The organism is Ancylobacter polymorphus (assembly GCF_030813495.1).
Taxonomy (GTDB): domain Bacteria; phylum Pseudomonadota; class Alphaproteobacteria; order Rhizobiales; family Xanthobacteraceae; genus Ancylobacter; species Ancylobacter polymorphus.
Genome location: NZ_JAUSUI010000004.1, coordinates 171373 through 190250 on the forward strand (window position 1 = coordinate 171373; position 18878 = coordinate 190250).

Annotated in this window: 19 protein-coding genes, 1 tRNA gene and 1 pseudogene; 16 read left to right on the plus strand and 5 right to left on the minus strand. The window is 68.1% G+C overall.

The features are described from left to right. Positions 1-104: 104 nt before the first annotated feature. The 6 genes from J2S75_RS10465 (at position 105) to J2S75_RS10490 (ending at position 7518) form a co-directional block, all read left to right on the plus strand. A complete protein-coding gene (locus J2S75_RS10465) occupies positions 105-3080 on the plus strand; it encodes an FAD-binding and (Fe-S)-binding domain-containing protein (RefSeq protein ID WP_307019805.1) in 2976 nt (991 codons plus the stop codon). 115 nt (positions 3081-3195) lie between these two features. After that, entirely contained in the window at positions 3196-4209 is a 1014-nt protein-coding gene (locus J2S75_RS10470) for a Bug family tripartite tricarboxylate transporter substrate binding protein (protein ID WP_307019806.1), read from the plus strand. A gap of 111 nt (positions 4210-4320) precedes the next feature. Beyond that, positions 4321-4833: a tripartite tricarboxylate transporter TctB family protein gene (locus J2S75_RS10475; protein ID WP_307019807.1), complete on the plus strand. Its 513-nt coding sequence runs from the start codon at positions 4321-4323 to the stop codon at positions 4831-4833. 10 nt (positions 4834-4843) lie between these two features. Next, the gene (locus J2S75_RS10480; protein WP_244375559.1) at positions 4844-6382 is read left to right on the plus strand and encodes a tripartite tricarboxylate transporter permease; all 1539 of its coding nucleotides are present in this window, start codon (positions 4844-4846) and stop codon (positions 6380-6382) included. Beyond that, entirely contained in the window at positions 6379-6813 is a 435-nt protein-coding gene (locus tag J2S75_RS10485; RefSeq protein ID WP_307019808.1) for a GlcG/HbpS family heme-binding protein, read from the plus strand. Before J2S75_RS10480 ends, J2S75_RS10485 begins: the two co-directional genes overlap by 4 nt. A 207-nt stretch (positions 6814-7020) precedes the next feature. Then, a complete protein-coding gene (locus J2S75_RS10490; protein WP_307019809.1) occupies positions 7021-7518 on the plus strand; it encodes a BA14K family protein in 498 nt (165 codons plus the stop codon). A 79-nt stretch (positions 7519-7597) separates the two neighbouring features. Here the strand turns inward: J2S75_RS10490 and J2S75_RS10495 are convergent. Together J2S75_RS10495 and J2S75_RS10500 are read right to left on the minus strand one after the other, a co-directional pair. Then, a tRNA-Met gene (locus J2S75_RS10495) sits at positions 7598-7674 on the minus strand. 94 nt (positions 7675-7768) lie between these two features. Next, positions 7769-8233, minus strand: a complete 465-nt coding sequence (locus tag J2S75_RS10500) for an NUDIX domain-containing protein (RefSeq protein ID WP_307020070.1) — start codon at positions 8231-8233, stop codon at positions 7769-7771. 75 nt (positions 8234-8308) lie between these two features. On the opposite strand from J2S75_RS10500, the gene J2S75_RS10505 reads away from it, so the two are divergent. Beyond that, positions 8309-9238: a metallophosphoesterase family protein gene (locus tag J2S75_RS10505; protein ID WP_307019810.1), complete on the plus strand. Its 930-nt coding sequence runs from the start codon at positions 8309-8311 to the stop codon at positions 9236-9238. Here J2S75_RS10505 and J2S75_RS10510 read toward each other — a convergent pair. The 3 genes from J2S75_RS10510 to phnF all read right to left on the minus strand — a co-directional run bounded on the left by J2S75_RS10510 (position 9213) and on the right by phnF (position 11319). Next, positions 9213-9836, minus strand: a complete 624-nt coding sequence (locus J2S75_RS10510) for a hypothetical protein (protein WP_307019811.1) — start codon at positions 9834-9836, stop codon at positions 9213-9215. The two genes, J2S75_RS10505 and J2S75_RS10510, sit on opposite strands and share 26 nt — an antisense overlap. Positions 9837-9928: 92 nt before the next feature. Beyond that, positions 9929-10537 carry a pyridoxamine 5'-phosphate oxidase family protein gene (locus J2S75_RS10515; RefSeq protein ID WP_307019812.1) on the minus strand — a complete coding sequence of 203 codons (609 nt, stop codon included), beginning with the start codon at positions 10535-10537 and terminating at the stop codon, positions 9929-9931. A gap of 11 nt (positions 10538-10548) precedes the next feature. Next, positions 10549-11319 carry a phosphonate metabolism transcriptional regulator PhnF gene (gene phnF, locus J2S75_RS10520; RefSeq protein WP_307019813.1) on the minus strand — a complete coding sequence of 257 codons (771 nt, stop codon included), beginning with the start codon at positions 11317-11319 and terminating at the stop codon, positions 10549-10551. Between the two features lie 103 nt (positions 11320-11422). On the opposite strand from phnF, the gene phnG reads away from it, so the two are divergent. The 9 genes and pseudogenes from phnG (at position 11423) to J2S75_RS10565 (ending at position 18808) form a co-directional block, all read left to right on the plus strand. Then, the gene (gene phnG / locus J2S75_RS10525) at positions 11423-11899 is read left to right on the plus strand and encodes a phosphonate C-P lyase system protein PhnG (protein ID WP_307019814.1); all 477 of its coding nucleotides are present in this window, start codon (positions 11423-11425) and stop codon (positions 11897-11899) included. 1 nt (position 11900) lies between these two features. After that, positions 11901-12494: a phosphonate C-P lyase system protein PhnH gene (phnH, locus tag J2S75_RS10530; RefSeq protein ID WP_307019816.1), complete on the plus strand. Its 594-nt coding sequence runs from the start codon at positions 11901-11903 to the stop codon at positions 12492-12494. Between the two features lie 3 nt (positions 12495-12497). Continuing rightward, complete coding sequence (locus J2S75_RS10535) at positions 12498-13619, plus strand: carbon-phosphorus lyase complex subunit (RefSeq protein ID WP_307019818.1); 1122 nt, start codon at positions 12498-12500, stop codon at positions 13617-13619. Further along, positions 13616-14497: pseudogene (locus J2S75_RS10540) on the plus strand (alpha-D-ribose 1-methylphosphonate 5-phosphate C-P-lyase PhnJ); the annotation flags it as partial. The gene J2S75_RS10535 and the pseudogene J2S75_RS10540, both read left to right, overlap by 4 nt. A 209-nt stretch (positions 14498-14706) precedes the next feature. Further along, on the plus strand, positions 14707-15483 hold the full coding sequence (gene phnK / locus J2S75_RS10545; protein WP_307019819.1) for a phosphonate C-P lyase system protein PhnK: 777 nt from the start codon (positions 14707-14709) through the stop codon (positions 15481-15483). 141 nt (positions 15484-15624) lie between these two features. Further along, positions 15625-16332, plus strand: coding sequence for a phosphonate C-P lyase system protein PhnL (gene phnL / locus J2S75_RS10550; RefSeq protein WP_307019820.1), 708 nt, complete (start codon positions 15625-15627; stop codon positions 16330-16332). A 37-nt stretch (positions 16333-16369) separates the two neighbouring features. After that, on the plus strand, positions 16370-17512 hold the full coding sequence (locus J2S75_RS10555; protein ID WP_307019821.1) for an alpha-D-ribose 1-methylphosphonate 5-triphosphate diphosphatase: 1143 nt from the start codon (positions 16370-16372) through the stop codon (positions 17510-17512). Next, positions 17509-18099: a phosphonate metabolism protein/1,5-bisphosphokinase (PRPP-forming) PhnN gene (phnN, locus tag J2S75_RS10560; protein ID WP_307019822.1), complete on the plus strand. Its 591-nt coding sequence runs from the start codon at positions 17509-17511 to the stop codon at positions 18097-18099. Before J2S75_RS10555 ends, phnN begins: the two co-directional genes overlap by 4 nt. Before the next feature lie 73 nt (positions 18100-18172). Beyond that, the gene (locus J2S75_RS10565) at positions 18173-18808 is read left to right on the plus strand and encodes a hypothetical protein (RefSeq protein WP_307019823.1); all 636 of its coding nucleotides are present in this window, start codon (positions 18173-18175) and stop codon (positions 18806-18808) included. Positions 18809-18878: the final 70 nt, after the last annotated feature.

Consider the following 18878-nt stretch of genomic DNA (forward strand, 5'->3'; position numbering starts at 1 on the left):
TTCCACGCCCCATCTTGCATAAATGAATTATGAATGCAAAATGCGTTTCAGTCCATGGCGGCGCGCCGGCGTCGCGAAAAAGGACATGAGGGAGCGAGACCATCATGGCGGCACGGCTGACGCCCGGACTGGAGCGGCGTCTGAAGGCGGAAGTTTCGGGAGATGTGTGGTTCGACCGCTTCAATCGCGGGCGCTACGCCACCGATGCGTCGTTCTACCAGATCATGCCGCTGGGCGTCGTCGTGCCGCGCACGACCGAAGAGGCCGAACGTGCCATCGCCCTCGCGCGGGCCGAGGGCATTCCCGTCACCCCGCGCGGCGGCGGCACCTCGCAATGCGGCCAGACGATCAATGATTCGCTGGTCATCGACGGGTCGAAGCACCTCAACCGCATTCTCGAACTCGATGTGGCGAACCGGCGCTGCGTGGTCGAACCGGGTATCGTGCTCGACGACCTCAACCGGTCGCTGAAGAAGCACGGGCTGTGGTTTCCGGTCGACGTGTCCACTGCGTCGCGCGCCACGATCGGCGGCATGGCCGGCAATAATAGCTGCGGCGGCCGCTCGCTGCGCTACGGCACGATGCGCGACAATGTGCTGTCCATCGACGCCATGCTGGCGGATGGGGCCAAGGCGCATTTCGGCCCGGTGGACCACAACCTTTCCAGCCTGCCGCCGGACGCACCGCTGGCGCCGCTCGCCCGCGACCTGTTCGACCTCGGCGCGCGCGAGGCGGACGAGGTGGCGGCGCGCTTCCCGGCCGTGCAGCGCCGCGTCGGCGGCTACAATCTCGACGCGCTGGTGCCGAAGGCAAACGGCACCAACCTCGCCCATATTCTCGTGGGGTCCGAGGGCACGCTCGCCTATTCCACGCGGATCGAGCTGAAGCTGTGGCCGCTGATCGGCAAGAAGGTGATCGGCGCCTGCCATTTCGGCAGCTTCTACCAGGCGATGGACGCGGCGCAGCATCTGGTGAAGCTGAAGCCCATCGCGGTCGAACTGGTGGATTCCACCCTGCTGGCGCTCGCCAGCGAGATCCCGATGTTCCAGGCGACGCTCAAGCAGTTCGTGCGCGGCACGCCCGACGCCATCCTTCTGGTCGAGTTCGCCGAGGACGAAGCTGAGAATGAGCGGCGGCTGAAGCTTCTGGACGACACGATGGGCGATCTCGGCTTCGGCTGGGACCGCGCGGGCGCGCGCTGGGGCGGCGTCGTCCCGGTGCGCGAGGCCGGTCTGCAGGCGGCGATTGCCGATGTGCGCACCTCCGGGCTCAACATCATGATGTCGATGAAGCAGGCGGGCAAACCCGTCTCCTTCGTCGAGGACTGCGCCGTGCCGCTGCCGCACCTCGCCGACTACACGGCGCGGCTGACGCAAGTGTTCGAGAAGAACGGCACCAAGGGCACCTGGTACGCCCACGCCTCCGAGGGCTGCCTGCATGTGCGGCCGGTGCTGAATCTGCGGCTGGAGAAGGACGTGAAGGCGATGCGCGCCATCGCCGAGGAAGCCTTCGCCATGGTGCGCGAATACAAAGGCTCGCATTCCGGCGAGCATGGCGACGGCATCGTACGCTCGGAATTCCACGAGACCATGTTCGGCAGCCGGTTGGTGCGCGCCTTCGAGGAGGTGAAGGACCGCTTCGACCCGAACGGGCTCTACAATCCCGGCAAGATCGTCCGCGCGCCGAAATTCGACGACCGCACCATCTTCCGCTACGCGCCCGACTACAAGGTGGCGCCAATCGCGGCGGCGCTCGACTGGTCCGGCTATTCCGGCGAGGGCGGCGGCCTGCAGGGCGCCATCGAGATGTGCAACAACAATGGCGCCTGCCGCAAGGCGGTGGGCGGCGTCATGTGCCCGAGCTACCGCGTCACCCGCGACGAGAAGGATGTGACGCGCGGGCGCGCCAACACGCTGCGTCTCGCCATCTCCGGCCGGCTGGGTCCCGACGCGCTGGCCTCGGACGAAATGATGGAGACGCTGAAGCTGTGCGTCTCCTGCAAGGGCTGCCGGCGCGAATGCCCGACCGGCGTCGACATGGCCAAGATGAAGATCGAGGCACTGGCGGCACGAGCCAAGGCCAAGGGCATCAGCCTGCACCAGCGGCTCGTCGCCTATCTGCCGCGCTATGCCGGCCTTGCCGCGCGCGTGCCCTGGCTGCTCAACCTGCGCGACCGGTTGCCGGGGGCGGCGCAACTGTCGGAGCGGATCGCCCAGTTCAGCGCCCGCCGCTCGCTGCCGCGCTGGCGGGCGGATGCCTTCCGCGAGGAGGCGGTAGCCTTCGGGCCGGAGGGCGGGCGCGAGGTGGTGCTGTTTGCCGACACCTTCAACCGCTGGTTCGAGAAAGAGAACATCGTCGCCGCGCTGGAGGTGCTGACCGCGGCCGGCTATCGCGTGCACATGCCGCGCCCGGTCGACGGCAACAAGCGCGCTTTGTGCTGCGGGCGCACCTTCCTTTCCGCCGGGCTGGTGAATGAGGCCAAGGCCGAGGCGCGGCGCGTGGTGGAGACCTACGCCCCGTTTGTGGCGCGCGGCGTGCCGGTGGTGGGGCTGGAACCGAGCTGCCTGCTCGCCTTTCGCGACGAACTGCCCTCGCTGCTGCCCGGGGAGGGGACGCAGACGCTTTCCGCCCATGCGCTGCTGATCGAGGAATTCATCGCCCGCGAGATCGATGCCGGGCGCTTCGACCTGCCGCTCGCCCCGCTGGGGGAGAAAGCGCTGCTGCACGGCCATTGCCACCAGAAGAGCTTCGGCGCCATGGGCGCGGTGGAGAAGGCGCTGCGGCTGGTGCCGGGGTTGCAGGTCGAGACGGTGGAGTCGAGCTGCTGCGGCATGGCCGGCGCGTTCGGCTATCACAGCGAGACCATCGACACCTCGCTTGCCATGGCCGAGCTCTCGCTGCTGCCGGCCGTGCGCAAGGCGGAGCCGGGAACGCTCATCGTCGCCGACGGCACCTCCTGCCGCCACCAGATCCATGACGGTGCCGCCCGCGACGCGGTGCATGTGGTGCAGGTGCTCGCGCAAAGCCTTGCGGCGGCACGTCTTGGTCTTCCCCATCGGCAGCTGGAGGCGGCGGAGTAGGGGGAAAACTCCGCTTGATATGACGCGTCGATTCTGCATTATGAATGCATAACTCAAAAAATAATACGGAAACGCTGTGGTGCCGGCCCGTTCCGGCTCAACGACAAGAGAGGAAATGTCCATGCTGGAGAAGCTCGTCTCCAAACGCGCCGCGCTGGTCGCGGCCTGCCTGTCCGGCTTCACCGTCTCGTCCGCCATGGCGGCGTGGGAGCCGACCAAGCCGATCGAGATCATCGTTCCCGCCGGTGCCGGCGGCGCCTCGGATCAGATGGCCCGCATGATGCAGGCGGCGATCCAGAACAATAAGCTCTCGCCGACGCCGATCGTGGTGACGCTCAAGGGCGGCGCCAATGGCGGCGAGGGCCTGATGGACATGCAGGCGAGCGCCGGCGACCCCTACAAGATGGTCATCTCCAATTCGGCCATCTACACGCTGCCGCTGGCCAACAAGCTGCCCTTCGACTGGCGCAAGCTGACCCCGGTCAGCATCCTCGCCTTCGACAATTTCGTGCTGTGGGTGAATGCCAATGCGCCCTACAACACGGCGCAGGAACTCGTCGAGGCGATGAAGAAGGAGCCTGCCGGCGCCTTTAAGCTCGGCGGCACCGGCTCCAAGCGCGAAGACCACATTCTCGCTGCCGCCGTCGAGCGGATCTCGGGCGTCAAGTTCAGCTACATCCCCTACAAGTCGGGCGGCGAAGCGGCCACCCAGCTGGTCGGCGACCACATCAAGGTCAACGTCAACAACCCGTCCGAAAACGTCGCCGTGTGGCGCGCCGGCCAGGTGAAGGCGCTGTGCGTGTTCGACAATGAGCCGATGGACTACCCGGCCAAGGTCGCGGGCGACAAGTCGTGGAAGGACATCCCGACCTGCAAGTCGCAGGGCATCGACTTCCAGTGGATCATGCTGCGCGGCGTGTTCCTGCCGGCGGGCGTGACCCCCGACCAGGTGGCCTTCTACCAGGATATGCTGGGCAAGCTGGTCGAGACCAAGGAATTCAAGGAATATCTTGAGAAGCAGGCGCTCAAGCCGTCCGATCTCAAGGGCGCCGAGATGGTCAAGTTCCTGGAGCAGGACGAGGCTCTCTACAAGGACCTGATGACCCAGTCCGGTTTCGTCGCCAACTGAACCTTGCGGCCGCCGGCGCGCCTTCGGGCCGCGCCGGCGCTTGCCTTGATGCGATGACGCCAGCGCCGGGCGCGGCGTCCTGCCGGCTGCACTTTTCTCTGGAGAATACCGATGTCCGATGACCCGAACGTGGGAGTGGATCCCGCGCTGGTGTCGACGCGCAGCGTCGAAGTCGTGGTAATGGCGCTGCTTCTAGGCGTCGCTGTGTTCCTGGGCTGGGACAATCTGCGCATCGGTGCCGGCTGGGCACCGGACGGCCCGCAGGCCGGCTACTTCCCCTTCTATCTCTCGGTGCTGCTCGGCGGCGCCAGCGTCGTCGGCATCGTCTCGGCGCTGCGCCATCCCGACCTGAAGGACGAGATCTTCGTCGGCCGCAGCGCCTTCGGCCGCGTGTTGCGGGTGTTCATCCCGACCATCCTGTTCGTGTTCCTGGTGCAGGTCATCGGACTCTATGTCGCCAGCTTCATCTTCGTGGCGCTGTTCATGATCGTCATCGGCAAGCTCTCGCCGTGGAAGTCGGTGCTCACCGGCCTGATCTTCTCGGCGCTGATGTTCTACGTCTTCGACGTTCAGTTCAACGTTCTGCTGCCCAAGGGCCCGCTCGAAGCGGCATTCGGTTTCTGAGGAGGGCCCGATGGAAGCACTTGATTCCCTGTTCCACGGCTTCGGCGTCCTGCTGACCTTCCACAATATGGTGCTGATGCTGATCGGCATCTGCCTCGGCATTCTGGTCGGCGTGCTGCCGGGCCTCGGCGGCCCCAACGGCGTCGCCATTCTGCTGCCGCTGACCTTCACCATGGACCCGACCTCGGCCATCGTGCTGCTCTCGTGCATCTATTGGGGCGCGCTGTTCGGCGGCGCCATCACCTCGATCCTGTTCAACATTCCGGGCGAGGCCTGGTCGGTCGCCACCACTTTCGACGGCTATCCGATGGCACAGAAGGGCGAGGCCGCCGAGGCGTTGACCGCCGCCTTCACCGCCTCCTTCGTCGGCTCCATCGTCGCGGTGATGCTCATCACCTTCCTCGCGCCGTGGATCGCCAGCTTCGCGCTACGCTTCGGCCCGCCGGAATTCTTCGCCGTCTACATGCTGACCTTCTGTTCCTTCGTCGGACTCGGCAAGGAAGCGCGCCACAAGATCGTCATCTCGCTCACCATCGGCTTCCTGCTGGCGGCGGTCGGCATGGACACGGTGTCGGGCGAACTGCGCATGACCTTCGGCTCGGTCGAACTGCTGCGCGGCTTCGACTTCCTGGTGGCGGTCATCGGCCTGTTCGGCATCTCCGAAATCCTGCTGGCGATGGAAGAACATCTCGCCTTCAAGGGCCAGGAGGCGAAGATCCGCTTCACCGTCGTCTGGCGCACCTGGATGACGCTGCCGCGCTACTGGATGACGCTGCTGCGCTCCAGCGCCATTGGCTGCTGGCTCGGCGTGACGCCCGGCGGCGCCATCGCCGCCTCCTTCATGGGTTATAACCTCGCCAAGCGCTTCTCCCGCGACGGGGCGAGCTTCGGCAAGGGCAAGATCGAGGGCGTGCTCGCTCCCGAGACCGCCGCCCATGCCGCCGGCACCTCCGCGCTGCTGCCCATGCTGGCGCTCGGCATTCCCGGCTCGGGCACGGCGGCGGTGCTGCTCGGCGGCCTGATGGTGTGGGGTCTGCAGCCCGGCCCGCTGCTCTTCGTCGAGCAGAAGGACTTCGTCTGGGGCCTCATCGCCTCGATGTATCTCGGCAACATCGCCGGCCTGATCATCGTGCTTGCCACCGTGCCGCTGTTCGCCTCCGTTCTGCGCGTGCCCTTCGCCACAATCGCCCCGATGATCATCGTGTCCTGCGCGGTCGGTGCCTTCGCGGTGCAGAACGCCATGTTCGACATCTGGCTCATGCTCGGCTTCGGCATTGTCGGCTATGTCTTCAAGAAGATCGGCATTCCGCTGGCGCCGATGACGCTGGCGCTGGTGCTGGGCGACAAGGCGGAGGACGCCTTCCGCCAGTCCATGATCGGGCTCGATGGCGGGCTGGGCATCTTCTGGTCCAACAAGCTGGTCGGCACCATCTCGACCCTGGCCTTGATCATGCTGTTCTGGCCGCTTATCGGAAAAGCCATCGACATGATCCGTGGTTCGGGCCGCTCGGCGCCGGGCGCGGCCAGCAGCGGGAGCAGCCGTCCATGAGTCTCACCCTCGACGCCGCCCAGACCATCCTCTCCACCGCGCTCGGCCATTGCCGCGCCGGCAACTTCAAGCCGATGGCCGTGGTCGTGCTCGACGCGCGCGGCGCCGTGAAAGTGTCGGCGGCCGAGGACGGCACCAGCCTCAAGCGCTTCGAGGTTGCCCATGGCAAGGCCTATGGCGCGCTGGCGCTCGGCATGGGTTCGCGCTCGATCTTCAAGCGGGCCAAGGAACAGGCCTTCTTCGTCGCCTCGGTGACCGATGTGGTGGGCGGCGCGCTGGTTCCGGTGCCGGGTGGCGTGTTGATCCGCGACGAAAGCGGTGCGGTGATTGGCGCTGTCGGCATTTCCGGCGACACGTCGGAGAATGACGAGGCGGCGGCCAGTGCCGGCATCGCGGCGGCGGGCTTTGCCGCGGACCCCGGCGCGGACTGACCTTCGTTCACACGGCCTTGATACCGCCAGTTGAGGGCGCGCGGGAACTCCGCGCGCCCTCATGCGTTTGCGCTTCTGGAATGCCGTGTCTGACTATTCTGAACGCAGGTTCAGAAATCTGAAATCTTGCTGCAGATTTCGTTCAGGGAGCATTCATGGAGCAGCCGCTACATCCTGTGTAACGGTTGTAATTCGGAGGAAGCTACTATGAAGAAGCTCTCTATTGCTATTGCGGCGGCGGCGATGGTCATCACCTCAAGCGTGATGCCGGCAATGTCCGCGCCATTCATTCCGCAGCCGGTGGCCCAGTCGACCTCGAATATCGAGCCGGTGCAGTACCGTCCGGGCTATCGCCAGGGCAACCGACAGGGCTATCGCCAAGGCTACCGTCAGGGTTACAGGCAGGGGAACCGCCACGGCTATTGGCGCAGCGGCCGCAACCACTATTACAATGGCTATCGCGGCTACAATTACTACCGCCCCGGCTATCGCCAGTATAATGGCTGGTGGTTCCCGGCCGGTGCCTTCGCCGCTGGCGCGATCATCGGCGGTGCGTTGGGCGCGGTGGCGAACCAGCCGACCTATTCGGGCGGCGGCAACGCGCACGTCCAGTGGTGCGCCAACAAGTACCGGTCGTACCGGGCGTCGGACAACACCTTCCAGCCCTATAACGGCCCGCGCCAGCAGTGCGTCTCGCCCTACTGAGCCGCGCCAGCACCAAAACGAAAAGCCCGGCTTCGGCCGGGCTTTTTGCGTTTCTGACACATCGTCACAGAGAGGATTGTGGTAGCGGGAGAGGGACTTGAACCCCCGACCCCAGGATTATGATTCCCGTGCTCTAACCAGCTGAGCTACCCCGCCACAGCGAACCGGCGAACCGATGCGCGAAGTGGCGCGATATAAGGAAGCGGGCCGGACGGTGTCAAGGCGGGAAAGCGCATTGCCCCCGACAGTGTCACCAGTGCGCGGCGGCGGGCCGGCTCTCCAGCACTTCCGCAAGGCGACGCCGGGTTGCCGGGGAGGTGTCCGGCGGCAGGGCGGAGACGGGGAAGAAGCCGATCTCGGCGATTTCGAGGTTCGGCCGCCACTCGGGGCGGCGCTCGAAATGCTCGACAATGTAGACCGCGACATGGTCGCGCGCGCCAAGATGGCGGTTGAGCAGCAGGCCGTGGAGGCGGGGCGCGGCGGTGACGGTGATTCTCGCTTCCTCGAACAGTTCCCGCACCACGGCATCGACGGCGCTTTCGCCGCGATCGACGCCGCCGCCCGGCAGGTGCCAGCCCGGCACATAGGTGTGGCGCAGCAGGAGAAAGGCGCCGTCCTCGTTTCTCACCACGGCCCGCACACCGAGGGTGACGCTGCGGGTAAGGCGGGTCCAGCGATGGGCGAGCCGTACGAAAAGCCGCTGGAAAGCCGTCATGCGGGATGGCGGGCTGCCGAAAGCGTGACCGTCGGCGCTTTCCTTTCCCCGCTCCGGGCTGATAAGGATGCCCGCGTGTTTGTTCTCGCCCATGTCACCGACGCTCATCTGGGACCGCTGCCACGCGCTCGCTTCGCCGAGCTGGCGGGAAAGCGGGCGCTTGGCGTGCTCAACTGGCGGCGCGGCCGCCAGCACCGTTTCTCCGTCGCCACGATCGACCTGCTGGTCGACGACATCAAGGCGATGGCGCCCGATCATATCGCGGTGACCGGCGATCTCGTGAATGTCGGCCTCGCGGCCGAATTCGCCACCGGGCTGAACTTCCTCAAATCGTTGGGCGACGGCCTTGATGTGACGGTCGTGCCTGGCAATCACGACGCCTATGTCCGCTCCACCGCTCACCATTCGCTCCTCAACTGGGGCGACTATATGCGTGGCGACGGGGTGAATGGCGATGTGACCGATGAAAGCGCTTTCCCTTTCGTGCGCCGGCGCGGCGAGGTGGCGCTGATCGGCGTGTCCTCCGCCATTCCCACCCGCCCCTTCATGGCGACGGGCAAGGTGGGACGGGCGCAGTGCGAGCGGCTTGGCGCGGCGCTGGACCACCTCGGCGCCGAGGGGCTATTCCGGGTGGTGATGATCCACCATCCGCCTGCGGGCCTGCGCGCCGGGCACAAGCGGCTGATCGACGAGGAGCGCGTGCGCGAGGTTCTGGCCCGCCACGGGGCGGAACTCGTCATTTGCGGCCATGACCATGTGCCGATGGTGGAGATGATTCCCGGCCCGCATTCGGGCCTGATCCCGGTCGTCGAGGCGCCGTCCTTCGCCGCCGGTCCGGAAGACCGCCACTGGCCGGGGGGCTACCACCTCTACCGCATCGAGCGCGTCTCGGGCGCCGGCTTTCCGTGGCGCTGCACGCTGGAGGCGCGCGGCTTCCAGCATGGCGAGACCACCGTGGCCTCGCGCGGGACACGGGTGATCACGGAAGCGATAAGCGGGCGGTGATCTCAGGGTAGAGGCTGGTCAGCGCCAGCATGACCAGCGCGCCGAGAACGAGGCCCAGCAGGAAGGGCAGGGTGCGTCCGCCGCCCTCGGTCCGTCCCGCTTGTATGGCGTCGGGCGGCGCCGGGGCGGGGTGGTGCGGCGCCGGGTGCGGTTCGGCCGCCGCGATCTCCGGCGGCGCGCCGACGCTCACCATCGCCTGTTCGCGCGCGATCAGCCGGCGGGCGATGTAGCGCGTCACCGCGTCGACAATGTCGTTGGGGTTAGGGCTCTCGGCCAGCACATGCCGGCCTGAGCGCGTATCTTGCAGGAAGCGGTAGGTGCGCCGGTCGCGCGCCAGCGTCACATGCGCGACCATGTCGATGAACAGACGCGGGATTTCGCCCGGCATCAGGCCGCGGTCGAACAGGTCGACATGCTCCAGCGGTACCTGGGCGAAGACCGGGTCGAGCAGTTCATTCAGCATGGAAAGGCGGGCGAGGGTGGCGTCGCGCAGCTCGACGATGACGCCGGAACGCTCGGCCGCCTCCATCCGCGCGGCGCGGATTGCCTCGCGCAGCGACAGGCCGGGCGTCTCGCCCCGCAGGCGCTCGTCGTCCATTGCGCTTTCGTCCCCGTTTCCCGTGCGTCCCATCATGGCGGCATCGGGTTAATGGGCCGTTGGCGGGGGCGCCGCTCCGCGCGATTGCGGCCTCAGTACAGCGTGGCGCGATAGCGTTCCAGCATCTCGGCCTGCGTCTCGGCCGTGGCCATGCCGAGCTGGTCGCGCATGATCTCACCCATGCTCGGCAGCCGGTCGCGCGGCAGGAAGCTGTCCGGATTCCACGCGCCGGACCGCATGAAGGCCTTGGCGCAATGGATATAGACCTCCTCCACGGTGATGCGCAGCACCGTCTTCGGTGCCTTGCCGTCGACGATGAAGCGGGCGAGCAGGTCGGCGTCGTCGCGGATTTCGGCGCGGCCATTCACGCGCAGCGTCTCGTCGACGCCGGGAATGAGGAAGAGCAGCCCCACCGCCGGATTACCGATCAGATTGCTGAGTGTGTCCAGCCGGTTATTGCCCGGCCGGTCCGGCAGCAGCAGGGTGGAGGGGTCTTCGACCACGACGAAGCCGGGCGCGTCGCCGCGCGGGGTGACATCGGCGCGCCCATCCGCGCCCATTGAGGACAGCATGACCAGAGGGGAGAAGCCGATGAAGGTGCGCGAGTGCGGATCGATGGCCGGCAGCACCTTGCGGCGGCTGCGCTCGCGCACCTCGCCATAGAGCGCACGGAGGTCCTCAAGGCGTGTGAGGGCGGCCATGATCTGTCCTTTCAGTTCTTCACCACAAGCTGCACCCGGTCGGCGCAGAAGCGGGCACGCGAATATTGAATCGGGCGGCGCTGGGCGTCGCCGTTGATGGCATCCAGTATCATGACGGTGCGCCCGGCGGGGAGGGCGAGCAGGCGGCAATCCTCCTCATCGGCGGGGCGGGCGGTGATGCGGGTTTCCAGCCGGCGGTAGTCGCCGAGGCCGAGCGTTTCCAGCGCCCGCGTCACCGAGCCGGTGGCGGCGACCAAGAGATCGAGATCGCGGCAGCGGTCGGCCTCGTACCAGTGCGAGGCGACGGTGATCGGCACGCCGTCCGCCTCGCGGATCATGTCCACCCGCAGCACCTCGGCGCCGGGGGCGAGCCCCAGAGCCTGTGCGATCTCGGCCGAGGCCGGCTCGATGCGCGAGCCGATGAGCCGGCCGCCGGGTGCGCGGCCTTCGCGCGAGACGATCTCGGAAAAGCGGGTGCGCGGCCCGATCGGGTAGCGGATCGGCGGTTCCTTGACGAAGGTGCCGCGCCCGGGCGTGGCCTCGATCAGTCGCCGCTCGGTGAGGTGGGCCAGTGCCCGGCGCAGCGTGTGGCGATTGACGCCAAAGCGTTCCGCCAGCTCGTTTTCTGTCGGCAGGCGGGCGCCGGCGGCGAGGCGGCCTTCGACGATGTCGGCCTCGATCCGCTCCGCGATCTGTTTCCACAGCGCGACGCCCGTGCCGCGCGCCACGTCTTCCGCCGGGGAGGGGGGCGTCGTCACGGCGCTGTCGTTTGTCGGGTCCATATTTCTACCGCGCTGCAAAACCGCTCTTGCCTATTTGTATAGATGAATATACAAATCCGCCGAAATGTAAACGGCCTTGACGGCAGGTCAGCGGATTTTTCCCATGCAGCCTTCCCCTTCAAAACCCAACAATGGCGCGGCTTCCCGCTCGCCCCGGCAGGACGCGATGGCGTTGATGGCACGGGCCGAGGCGGGCGAGCTTGAAGCCGTTCTGGCCGGCTTCGCCCCGCTGCCGGCGGCGTCCGATCTCAAGCCGCCGGAGGTCGGGCTGGTGATGCTGCGCGGCCGTACTGGCGGCGACGGCGCCCCATTCAATCTCGGCGAGGCGACGGTTTCCCGTGCCGCCGTGCGGCTGGAGGGGGGCGCCAGCGGCTTCGCCTATCGCCTCGGGCGCGATGTGAAGGCGGCCCGCGCCGCCGCCATCCTCGACGCGCTGTGGCAGGACGAGGCGCGCCGGGCTGAGGTTGACGCCGCGCTGGCGCCGGTGCGGGCGCGGCTGGCGGCGGAGGCGGCGCAGGTGCGGGCCGAGACGGCGGCCACCAAGGTCGATTTCTTCACCCTTGTGCGCGGGGAAGATTGATATGTCTCAGATACTTATGGCCGCTGGCTTCGCCGATCCCGTCTTCGACCAGCAGGCGACCTTCCGCGCTGCCATGTGGGCGCTGTCACGCCCCGGGCGGGTGGAGCCGATCCGCGCTGGGCTCGCCCCGCCGGCACCGCTCAATGCGGAAGCGGCGGCGCTGGTACTGGCGCTGTGCGACTATGAAACCCCGCTCTGGCTCGACCCCGCGCTCGCGGGCGCGCCCGCCGTGGCCGACTTCCTGCGCTTCCATACCGGCGCGCCGATCGTGGCGGAGGCGCGCGAGGCGCGCTTCGCGCTGATCGCCGAACCCGTTGACATGCTTGACTTTTACGACTTCGCGCAAGGTTCGCCCGAGTTTCCGGACGCCTCCGCGACGCTGATCCTGCAGGTGGACGCCTTCACCGCCGGGCTGGTGCTGGAAGGGCCGGGCATCAACGGCCGGACGGCTTTCGGCGCGGCGCCGCTGCCGGCGGACTTCATCGAGCGGATGGCGGCCAATCGGGCGGGCTTTCCGCTCGGGGTCGACCTTCTGCTGGCGGGGGCGGGCGGGGTCGCCGGCCTGCCGCGTTCCGTCACCGTGAAGGAGGGTTGAGCCATGTATGTGGCGGCCAAAGGCGGCGAAAAGGCCATCCGCAACGCGCACGCGCTTCTCGCTAAGCGTCGGCGTGGAAACAAGAATCTGCCCTCGATCAGCCTCGCCCAGATCGCGCAGCAATTGACGCTGGCGGTGGACCGGGTGATGGCGGAGGGGTCGCTTTATGACGTGGAACTGGCGGCGCTGGCGGTGAAGCAGGCGCGCGGCGACCTGATCGAGGCGATCTTCCTCATCCGCGCCTTCCGCACCACCCTGCCGCGCTTCGGCTACGCGCAAGCCCTTGATACGTCTGAGATGCTGGTGCGCCGGCGCGTCTCCGCCACCTATAAGGACCTGCCCGGCGGCCAGCTTCTCGGCCCCACTTTCGACTACACCCACCGGCTTCTGGATACCTCTCTCGGCGTGGCCGATGAGGCCGGTGAGGTGGACGATGAGGCCAGACAGGCCGATCCGGCCGACGCGGCCCCCGTGGCCATGCCGCGCGTGACCGACCTGCTCGGGCAGGAGGGGCTGATCGAGGCCGCCCCCGCCGATGAGGGCGCCGAGCCCTTCGACATCACCCGCGCGCCCGTGTCCTTCCCCGTCGACCGCTCCACCCGGCTGCAGACGCTGGCGCGCGGCGATGAGGGCTATTTGCTGGCGCTCGGCTATTCCACCCAGCGCGGCTATGCCCGCTCGCACCCCTTTGTCGGCGAAATCCGCTTCGGCGATGTCGAGGTGATCTTCGAGGCGCCGGAACTCGGCTTCGAACTCTCGCTCGGCACGGTGCAGGTGACGGAGTGTCAGAGCGTGAACCAGTTCAAGGGCTCGGCGACCACGCCGCCGCAGTTCACGCGCGGCTATGGCCTCGTCTTCGGGCAGTGCGAGCGCAAGGCGCTGTCCATGGCGCTGGTGGAGCGGGCGCTGCGCTGGAAGGAACTGGGCGAGGAGCCCGGCGCCCCGGCGCAGGATGAGGAATTCGTGCTCTCCCATTGCGACAATGTGCAGGCGACCGGCTTCGTCGAGCACCTCAAGCTGCCGCATTACGTCGACTTCCAGGCGGAACTCGACCTCGTGCGCCGCATGCGCGCGGAACAGGCGGCCGAGCGGCCGGCGGACGGGATCAAGGAGGCGGCGGAATGAACGCCCACGCGACCGGGGCCATGCCCGAAATCACCTATAATTTCGCCTATCTCGACGAGCAGACCAAGCGGATGATCCGCCGCGCGATCCTCAAGGCGATCGCCGTGCCGGGCTATCAGGTGCCGTTCGCCGCCCGGGAAATGCCCATGCCCTATGGCTGGGGCACGGGCGGCGTGCAGGTCACCGCCGCCGTGCTGGGCCCGGACGACGTTCTCAAGGTCATCGACCAGGGTGCGGACGACACCACCAATGCGGTGGCCATTCGCGGCTTCTTCGAGAAGACGGCGCGGGTCGCTACCACCACCTCGGCACGCGAGGCGACCGTCATCCAGACCCGGCACCGCATTCCCGAAACGCCGCTGACCGAAAACCAGATCCTCGTCTACCAGGTGCCGATCCCCGAGCCGCTGCGCTTTCTGGAACCGCGCGAGACCGAGACGCGGCAGCTGCACGCGCTGGCGGAATATGGCCTCATGCATGTGAAGCTGTATGAGGACATTGCCCGCCACGGCCATATCGCCACCACCTATGCCTACCCCGTGGAAGTGGCGGGGCGCTATGTGATGGACCCGTCCCCTATCCCGAAATTCGACAACCCCAAGCTCGACGACTGCCCGGCGCTGCAACTGTTCGGTGCGGGGCGCGAGAAGCGCATCTACGCCATTCCGCCCTTTACCCGGGTGCGCTCGCTGGATTTCGAGGACCACCCCTTCCGGGTGCAGCGCTTCGCCCAGCCCTGCGCCCTGTGCGCGGCGACGGGCGTCTATCTCGACGAGGTGATCCTCGACGACAAGGGCGGGCGGATGTTCGTCTGCTCCGACACCGATTACTGCAACGAACGGCAGGAAGCCGGGCATCGCGGCGAGATGGCGGGGGAGGCGGGCCGCGCTTCCCCCTCACCCCAACCCTCTCCCCTGCGGGGAGAGGGAGCAGACGGCGCGCTTAACCTCTCCCCGACGGGGAAAGGTCGGCCCGAAGGGCCGGGTGAGGGGACGTGGGGCGTGCCGACCACGCCGTCGTCCGCGGGCGATCCCGGATCGGCGCGTGCCGCGCCGTCCGGGATGACAAAGTAGAGGAGAGGCGCGTCATGATCGAACAACCCCTTCTCATCGCCGAGGGTCTTTCCAAGAATTACGGCGCCCGCATCGGCTGCCGCGACGTGTCGCTGGAGGTCTATCCCGGCGAGGTGCTGGCCGTGGTCGGGGAATCCGGCTCCGGCAAGTCGACGCTGCTCGGCCTGCTTTCCACCGAGCTGGAAGCCAGCGCCGGCCGCGTCTCCTACCGGCTGCGCGACGGGCGGCTGGCCGATCTCGCCAGCCTCGGCGCCGCCGAGAAGCGGCTCCTGATGCGCACCGACTGGGGCTTCGTGCGGCAGAACCCGGCGGACGGGCTGCGCATGGCGGTCTCCGCCGGCGGCAATGTCGGCGAACGGCTGATGGCGGTCGGCTGGCGGCACTATGGCCATATTCGCGATGAGGCGATCGACTGGCTCGGCCGGGTCGAAATCGCCGCCGACCGGGTGGATGACGACCCGCGCGCCTTTTCCGGCGGCATGCGCCAGCGGCTGCAGATCGCCCGCAACCTCGTCACAAGGCCGCGCCTGGTGTTCATGGACGAGCCGACCGGCGGGCTGGATGTCTCGGTGCAGGCGCGCCTGCTCGATCTCATCCGCCAGCTGGTGGCGGAACTGGGGCTGGCGGTCATCATCGTCACCCACGACCTCGCCGTCGCCCGGCTGCTCTCGCACCGCATGGTGGTGATGCGGCACGGGCGGGTGATCGAGACCGGCATCACCGACCAGGTGCTGGACGACCCGCGCGAGCCCTACACGCAGCTGCTCGTCTCCTCGGTTCTGGCGGCGTGAGCATGGCGCCCCCCTCTTCATCGTCATCCCGGACGGCGCGGCGCGCGCCGAGCCGGGATCGTCTGCCGACGGGAGCGCGCGGTCGGCCCGCGATCCCGGCGCTCCGCTTCGCTTCGGCCGGGATGACAAGGAAGACACGACATGGCGACTAAACCCATCCTTTCCGTCTCCGGCGTCGCCAAGACCTTCATCCTGCATCTGCGCGAGGGGGCACGGCTGCCGGTCGTGAACGGCGCCGGCTTCGACCTCTATGCCGGCGAATGCGTGGCGCTGGGGGGGCCTTCGGGCGCGGGCAAAAGCTCGCTGCTCAAGATGGTGTACGGCAATTACCGTGTCGATGACGGCGCGATCCGCGTGCGCGATGGCGACGAGGTGGTGGATGTCGCCACCGCGCCGCCGCGCCGGCTGATCCGCTTGCGCGACACCACGATGGGCTATGTCAGCCAGTTTCTGCGGGTGATCCCCCGCGTCGGCGCCCGCGACGTGGTGGCCGAGCCGCTGATCCATGACGGGGTGGCGCCTGAGGAAGCCACCAAGCGGGCCGGCGAGCTGCTCGCCCGGCTCAACCTGCCGGAGCGGCTGTGGGCCCTGCCGCCCGCCACCTTCTCCGGTGGCGAGCAGCAGCGCGTGAACATCGCGCGCGGGCTCATCGCCCATCGTCCGCTGCTCCTCATGGACGAGCCGACCGCCTCGCTGGACGCGGCCAACCGCGCCGTGGTGGTGCAGCTGATCGAGGAGAAGAAGCGGGCCGGTGTCGCCATTCTCGGCATTTTCCACGATGCGGAAGTGCGCGAGGCGGTGTGCGACCGGGTGATCGACGTGACGAGCTTCGGCCAGATGGCGGCGTGAGCGGCGCAGATGTGACGGGCGGCAGCGTGAGGGAATGATGAACGAGACGGTCTACGCCAACGCGCTTCTGGTGCTGGAAGACGAGGTGCGCCCCGGCCATCTCGTGGTGCGGGATGGGATCATCGCCGAGATCGGCGAGGGCGCCGCGCCGCGCGGCGCCATCGACTTGGGTGGCGACCATGTGCTGCCCGGTTTTGTCGAACTGCACACCGACCATGTCGAGGGCCATCTCTACCCGCGCCCGCGCGTGACCTGGAACGCCTTCGCCGCCGTGACGGCCTATGACGCGCAGATCGCCGCTTCCGGCATCACCACCGTGTTCGACTCGCTGCGCGTGTGGCCGGACAAGCGCGCCGCCGGCATGGATGGCGACGCGGCGCTGCTTACCGCCACGGTGCGCGCGGCGAGCGCGGCCGGCGTGCTGCGGGCGGAACATTTCGTGCATCTGCGCTGCGAGGTGACCGCCGACGGCGTGGTGGAGGAAGCGGGGGCGCTGCTCGACGAGGCCGGCGTGCGGCTGATCTCGCTGATGGACCACACGCCGGGGCAGCGCCAGTTCATGACCGAGGCGCAGTTCCGCAGCTATTACAAGAAGAAGAGCGGCATGAGCGACGCCGAACTCGACCTCATCGTTTCCGAGCGGCAGGAGGCGCATGCCCGCTACGCCCGGCCCAACCGCGCCCGGCTGGTGGAGATGGCCCGCGCGCAGGGCATCGTGCTGGCGAGCCATGACGACGCCACCGACGATCACGTCGCCGAGGCGATCGGGGACGGGGTGGCGATCGCCGAATTTCCCACCACCGACCGCGCGGCGGACGCCTCGCACGAAGCCGGCATCCGGGTGCTGATGGGCGCGCCCAACATCGTGCGCGGCGGCTCGCACACCGGCAATGTCGCGGCCGAGAGCCTGGCGCGGCGCGGCGTGCTCGACATTCTCTCCTCCGACTATGTGCCCGGCAGCCTGCTGCTGGCGGCGTTCGACCTGCCGGCGCGCACGGAGGGCGTCATCACCCTGCCGCAGGCGGTGGCGATGGTGAGCGCCAACCCGGCAGCGGCGGCGGGGCTCAGCGATCGCGGCCGGCTGGCGCCGGGGCTGCGGGCGGATTTCATCCGCGTCTCGGCGGCCGGGGCCGGCCCGGCGGCACGGGCGGTGTGGCGGCAGGGGGAGCGCGTGGCGTGAACGGCGAGGCGGGTGTGGCGCAGGCTTTGGACGCGGGCGAAAAGCTCGGCCCCGGCCTGCTGGTGCTGGTGGTCGGCCCCTCGGGCGCCGGCAAGGACACGCTGCTCGCCTATGCCCGCGCGCGGCTGGCCGAGCGCACCGACCTACGCTTCGCCCGCCGGCGCATCACCCGGCCGGCGGATGCCACCGAGAACCACATCGCGGTGGATGAGCGCGATTTCGCCCAGGGCGTCGCCCTCGGCAGCTTCCCGCTCTACTGGCGGGCCAACGGGCTCAGCTACGCGCTGGGGGCGGAGGTGGCGGAGGATATTCTCGCCGGCTGCACCGTCGTCGCCAATGGCTCGCGCGCGGCCGTGAGCGAGGCGCGCCGCCGCTTCGCCCGGGTGAAGACGGTGCATGTCACCGCGCCGGTGGAGATGCTGGCCGCGCGCATCGCCGCGCGGGGGCGCGAGAGCGCGCAGGACGTGCTCGCCCGGCTGAAGCGCGAGCCCGCGCTCGACGCCCCGCCGGACCTCACCGTGCTGAATGTCGGCACGGTGGAGACCGCCGGCGCGGCGCTGGCGGATTTCCTCGGCGGGCTCGGCTGAGGGATCGGTTTTCGCGAACGATGGCGCGGCTGCGCGGGCTCTCTCACCGCGCCGCTTCCGCTATGATGAGGCCATGATCCGCGCGTCGCTCCTCGATTTCCTCAATACCGGCTGCCTCGGGCCCGTCCGGCCGGGGGCTTCGATGGAGGAGATCGTCGCTCTGCTGGGAGAGCCGACCAAAGCGATCGGGGAGCCGGCGCCGCATGCGACACAGCAGCCCTATTGGCTTTACGGCGATCTTGAAATCAGCTTCGCGCAGCCCGAGGGAGCGGCGCCTTTTGTCGAGTTCCTGCAGATCGACAGGCCGGAGCGGCTGCGCGGGGCGGCGCGGCGCGTGGCGCCTCGCCTCATGCTGGACCTTCACGGGTTCAATGCACGCTCACGTCCCACCGCGTTCATCCGTGCGGTGACCGAGATCGACAAGGTGAGCGTGTGTCTCGTCGACATCGCCCAGTATCCCGCCGTGACGGTCCATGTCGGGGAAGAAATGGAGATTAATTTCGACCTTGGGGCCGACGATCCTGTCGAGACCTTGCCGCCGCTTGCCGCTTACGTGCAACGGCTTGATGGCGACGCCAGGTGGCAGGACCTGTACGTCTACGATCCCCGCTGCCGAACCAGCCAGCGCGCGCGGGAAGAGACCTGGCCCGGCCGCTATGCACCGTTCACGCTGACGGGGCGCGACTATCTCGCGGCGCTGGAGCGCTGACGCGGCGGCTTTGAGGCGGGCTGTCGTGGGAGAAGGACGTCGGGCGGCGGCGGCCGGAAATGTCGGACGC

Coding starts and splice junctions, on each gene's coding strand:
- J2S75_RS10465 (WP_307019805.1), top strand. CDS start 105: ATGGCGGCACGGCTGACGCCCGGACTGGAGCGGCGTCTGAAGGCGGAA.
- J2S75_RS10470 (WP_307019806.1), top strand. CDS start 3,196: ATGTCCATGCTGGAGAAGCTCGTCTCCAAACGCGCCGCGCTGGTCGCG.
- J2S75_RS10475 (WP_307019807.1), top strand. CDS start 4,321: ATGTCCGATGACCCGAACGTGGGAGTGGATCCCGCGCTGGTGTCGACG.
- J2S75_RS10480 (WP_244375559.1), top strand. CDS start 4,844: ATGGAAGCACTTGATTCCCTGTTCCACGGCTTCGGCGTCCTGCTGACC.
- J2S75_RS10485 (WP_307019808.1), top strand. CDS start 6,379: ATGAGTCTCACCCTCGACGCCGCCCAGACCATCCTCTCCACCGCGCTC.
- J2S75_RS10490 (WP_307019809.1), top strand. CDS start 7,021: ATGAAGAAGCTCTCTATTGCTATTGCGGCGGCGGCGATGGTCATCACC.
- J2S75_RS10500 (WP_307020070.1), bottom strand. CDS start 8,233: ATGACGGCTTTCCAGCGGCTTTTCGTACGGCTCGCCCATCGCTGGACC.
- J2S75_RS10510 (WP_307019811.1), bottom strand. CDS start 9,836: ATGGACGACGAGCGCCTGCGGGGCGAGACGCCCGGCCTGTCGCTGCGC.
- J2S75_RS10515 (WP_307019812.1), bottom strand. CDS start 10,537: ATGGCCGCCCTCACACGCCTTGAGGACCTCCGTGCGCTCTATGGCGAG.
- phnF (WP_307019813.1), bottom strand. CDS start 11,319: ATGGACCCGACAAACGACAGCGCCGTGACGACGCCCCCCTCCCCGGCG.
- phnG (WP_307019814.1), top strand. CDS start 11,423: ATGCAGCCTTCCCCTTCAAAACCCAACAATGGCGCGGCTTCCCGCTCG.
- phnH (WP_307019816.1), top strand. CDS start 11,901: ATGTCTCAGATACTTATGGCCGCTGGCTTCGCCGATCCCGTCTTCGAC.
- J2S75_RS10535 (WP_307019818.1), top strand. CDS start 12,498: ATGTATGTGGCGGCCAAAGGCGGCGAAAAGGCCATCCGCAACGCGCAC.
- phnK (WP_307019819.1), top strand. CDS start 14,707: ATGATCGAACAACCCCTTCTCATCGCCGAGGGTCTTTCCAAGAATTAC.
- phnL (WP_307019820.1), top strand. CDS start 15,625: ATGGCGACTAAACCCATCCTTTCCGTCTCCGGCGTCGCCAAGACCTTC.
- J2S75_RS10555 (WP_307019821.1), top strand. CDS start 16,370: ATGAACGAGACGGTCTACGCCAACGCGCTTCTGGTGCTGGAAGACGAG.
- J2S75_RS10565 (WP_307019823.1), top strand. CDS start 18,173: ATGATCCGCGCGTCGCTCCTCGATTTCCTCAATACCGGCTGCCTCGGG.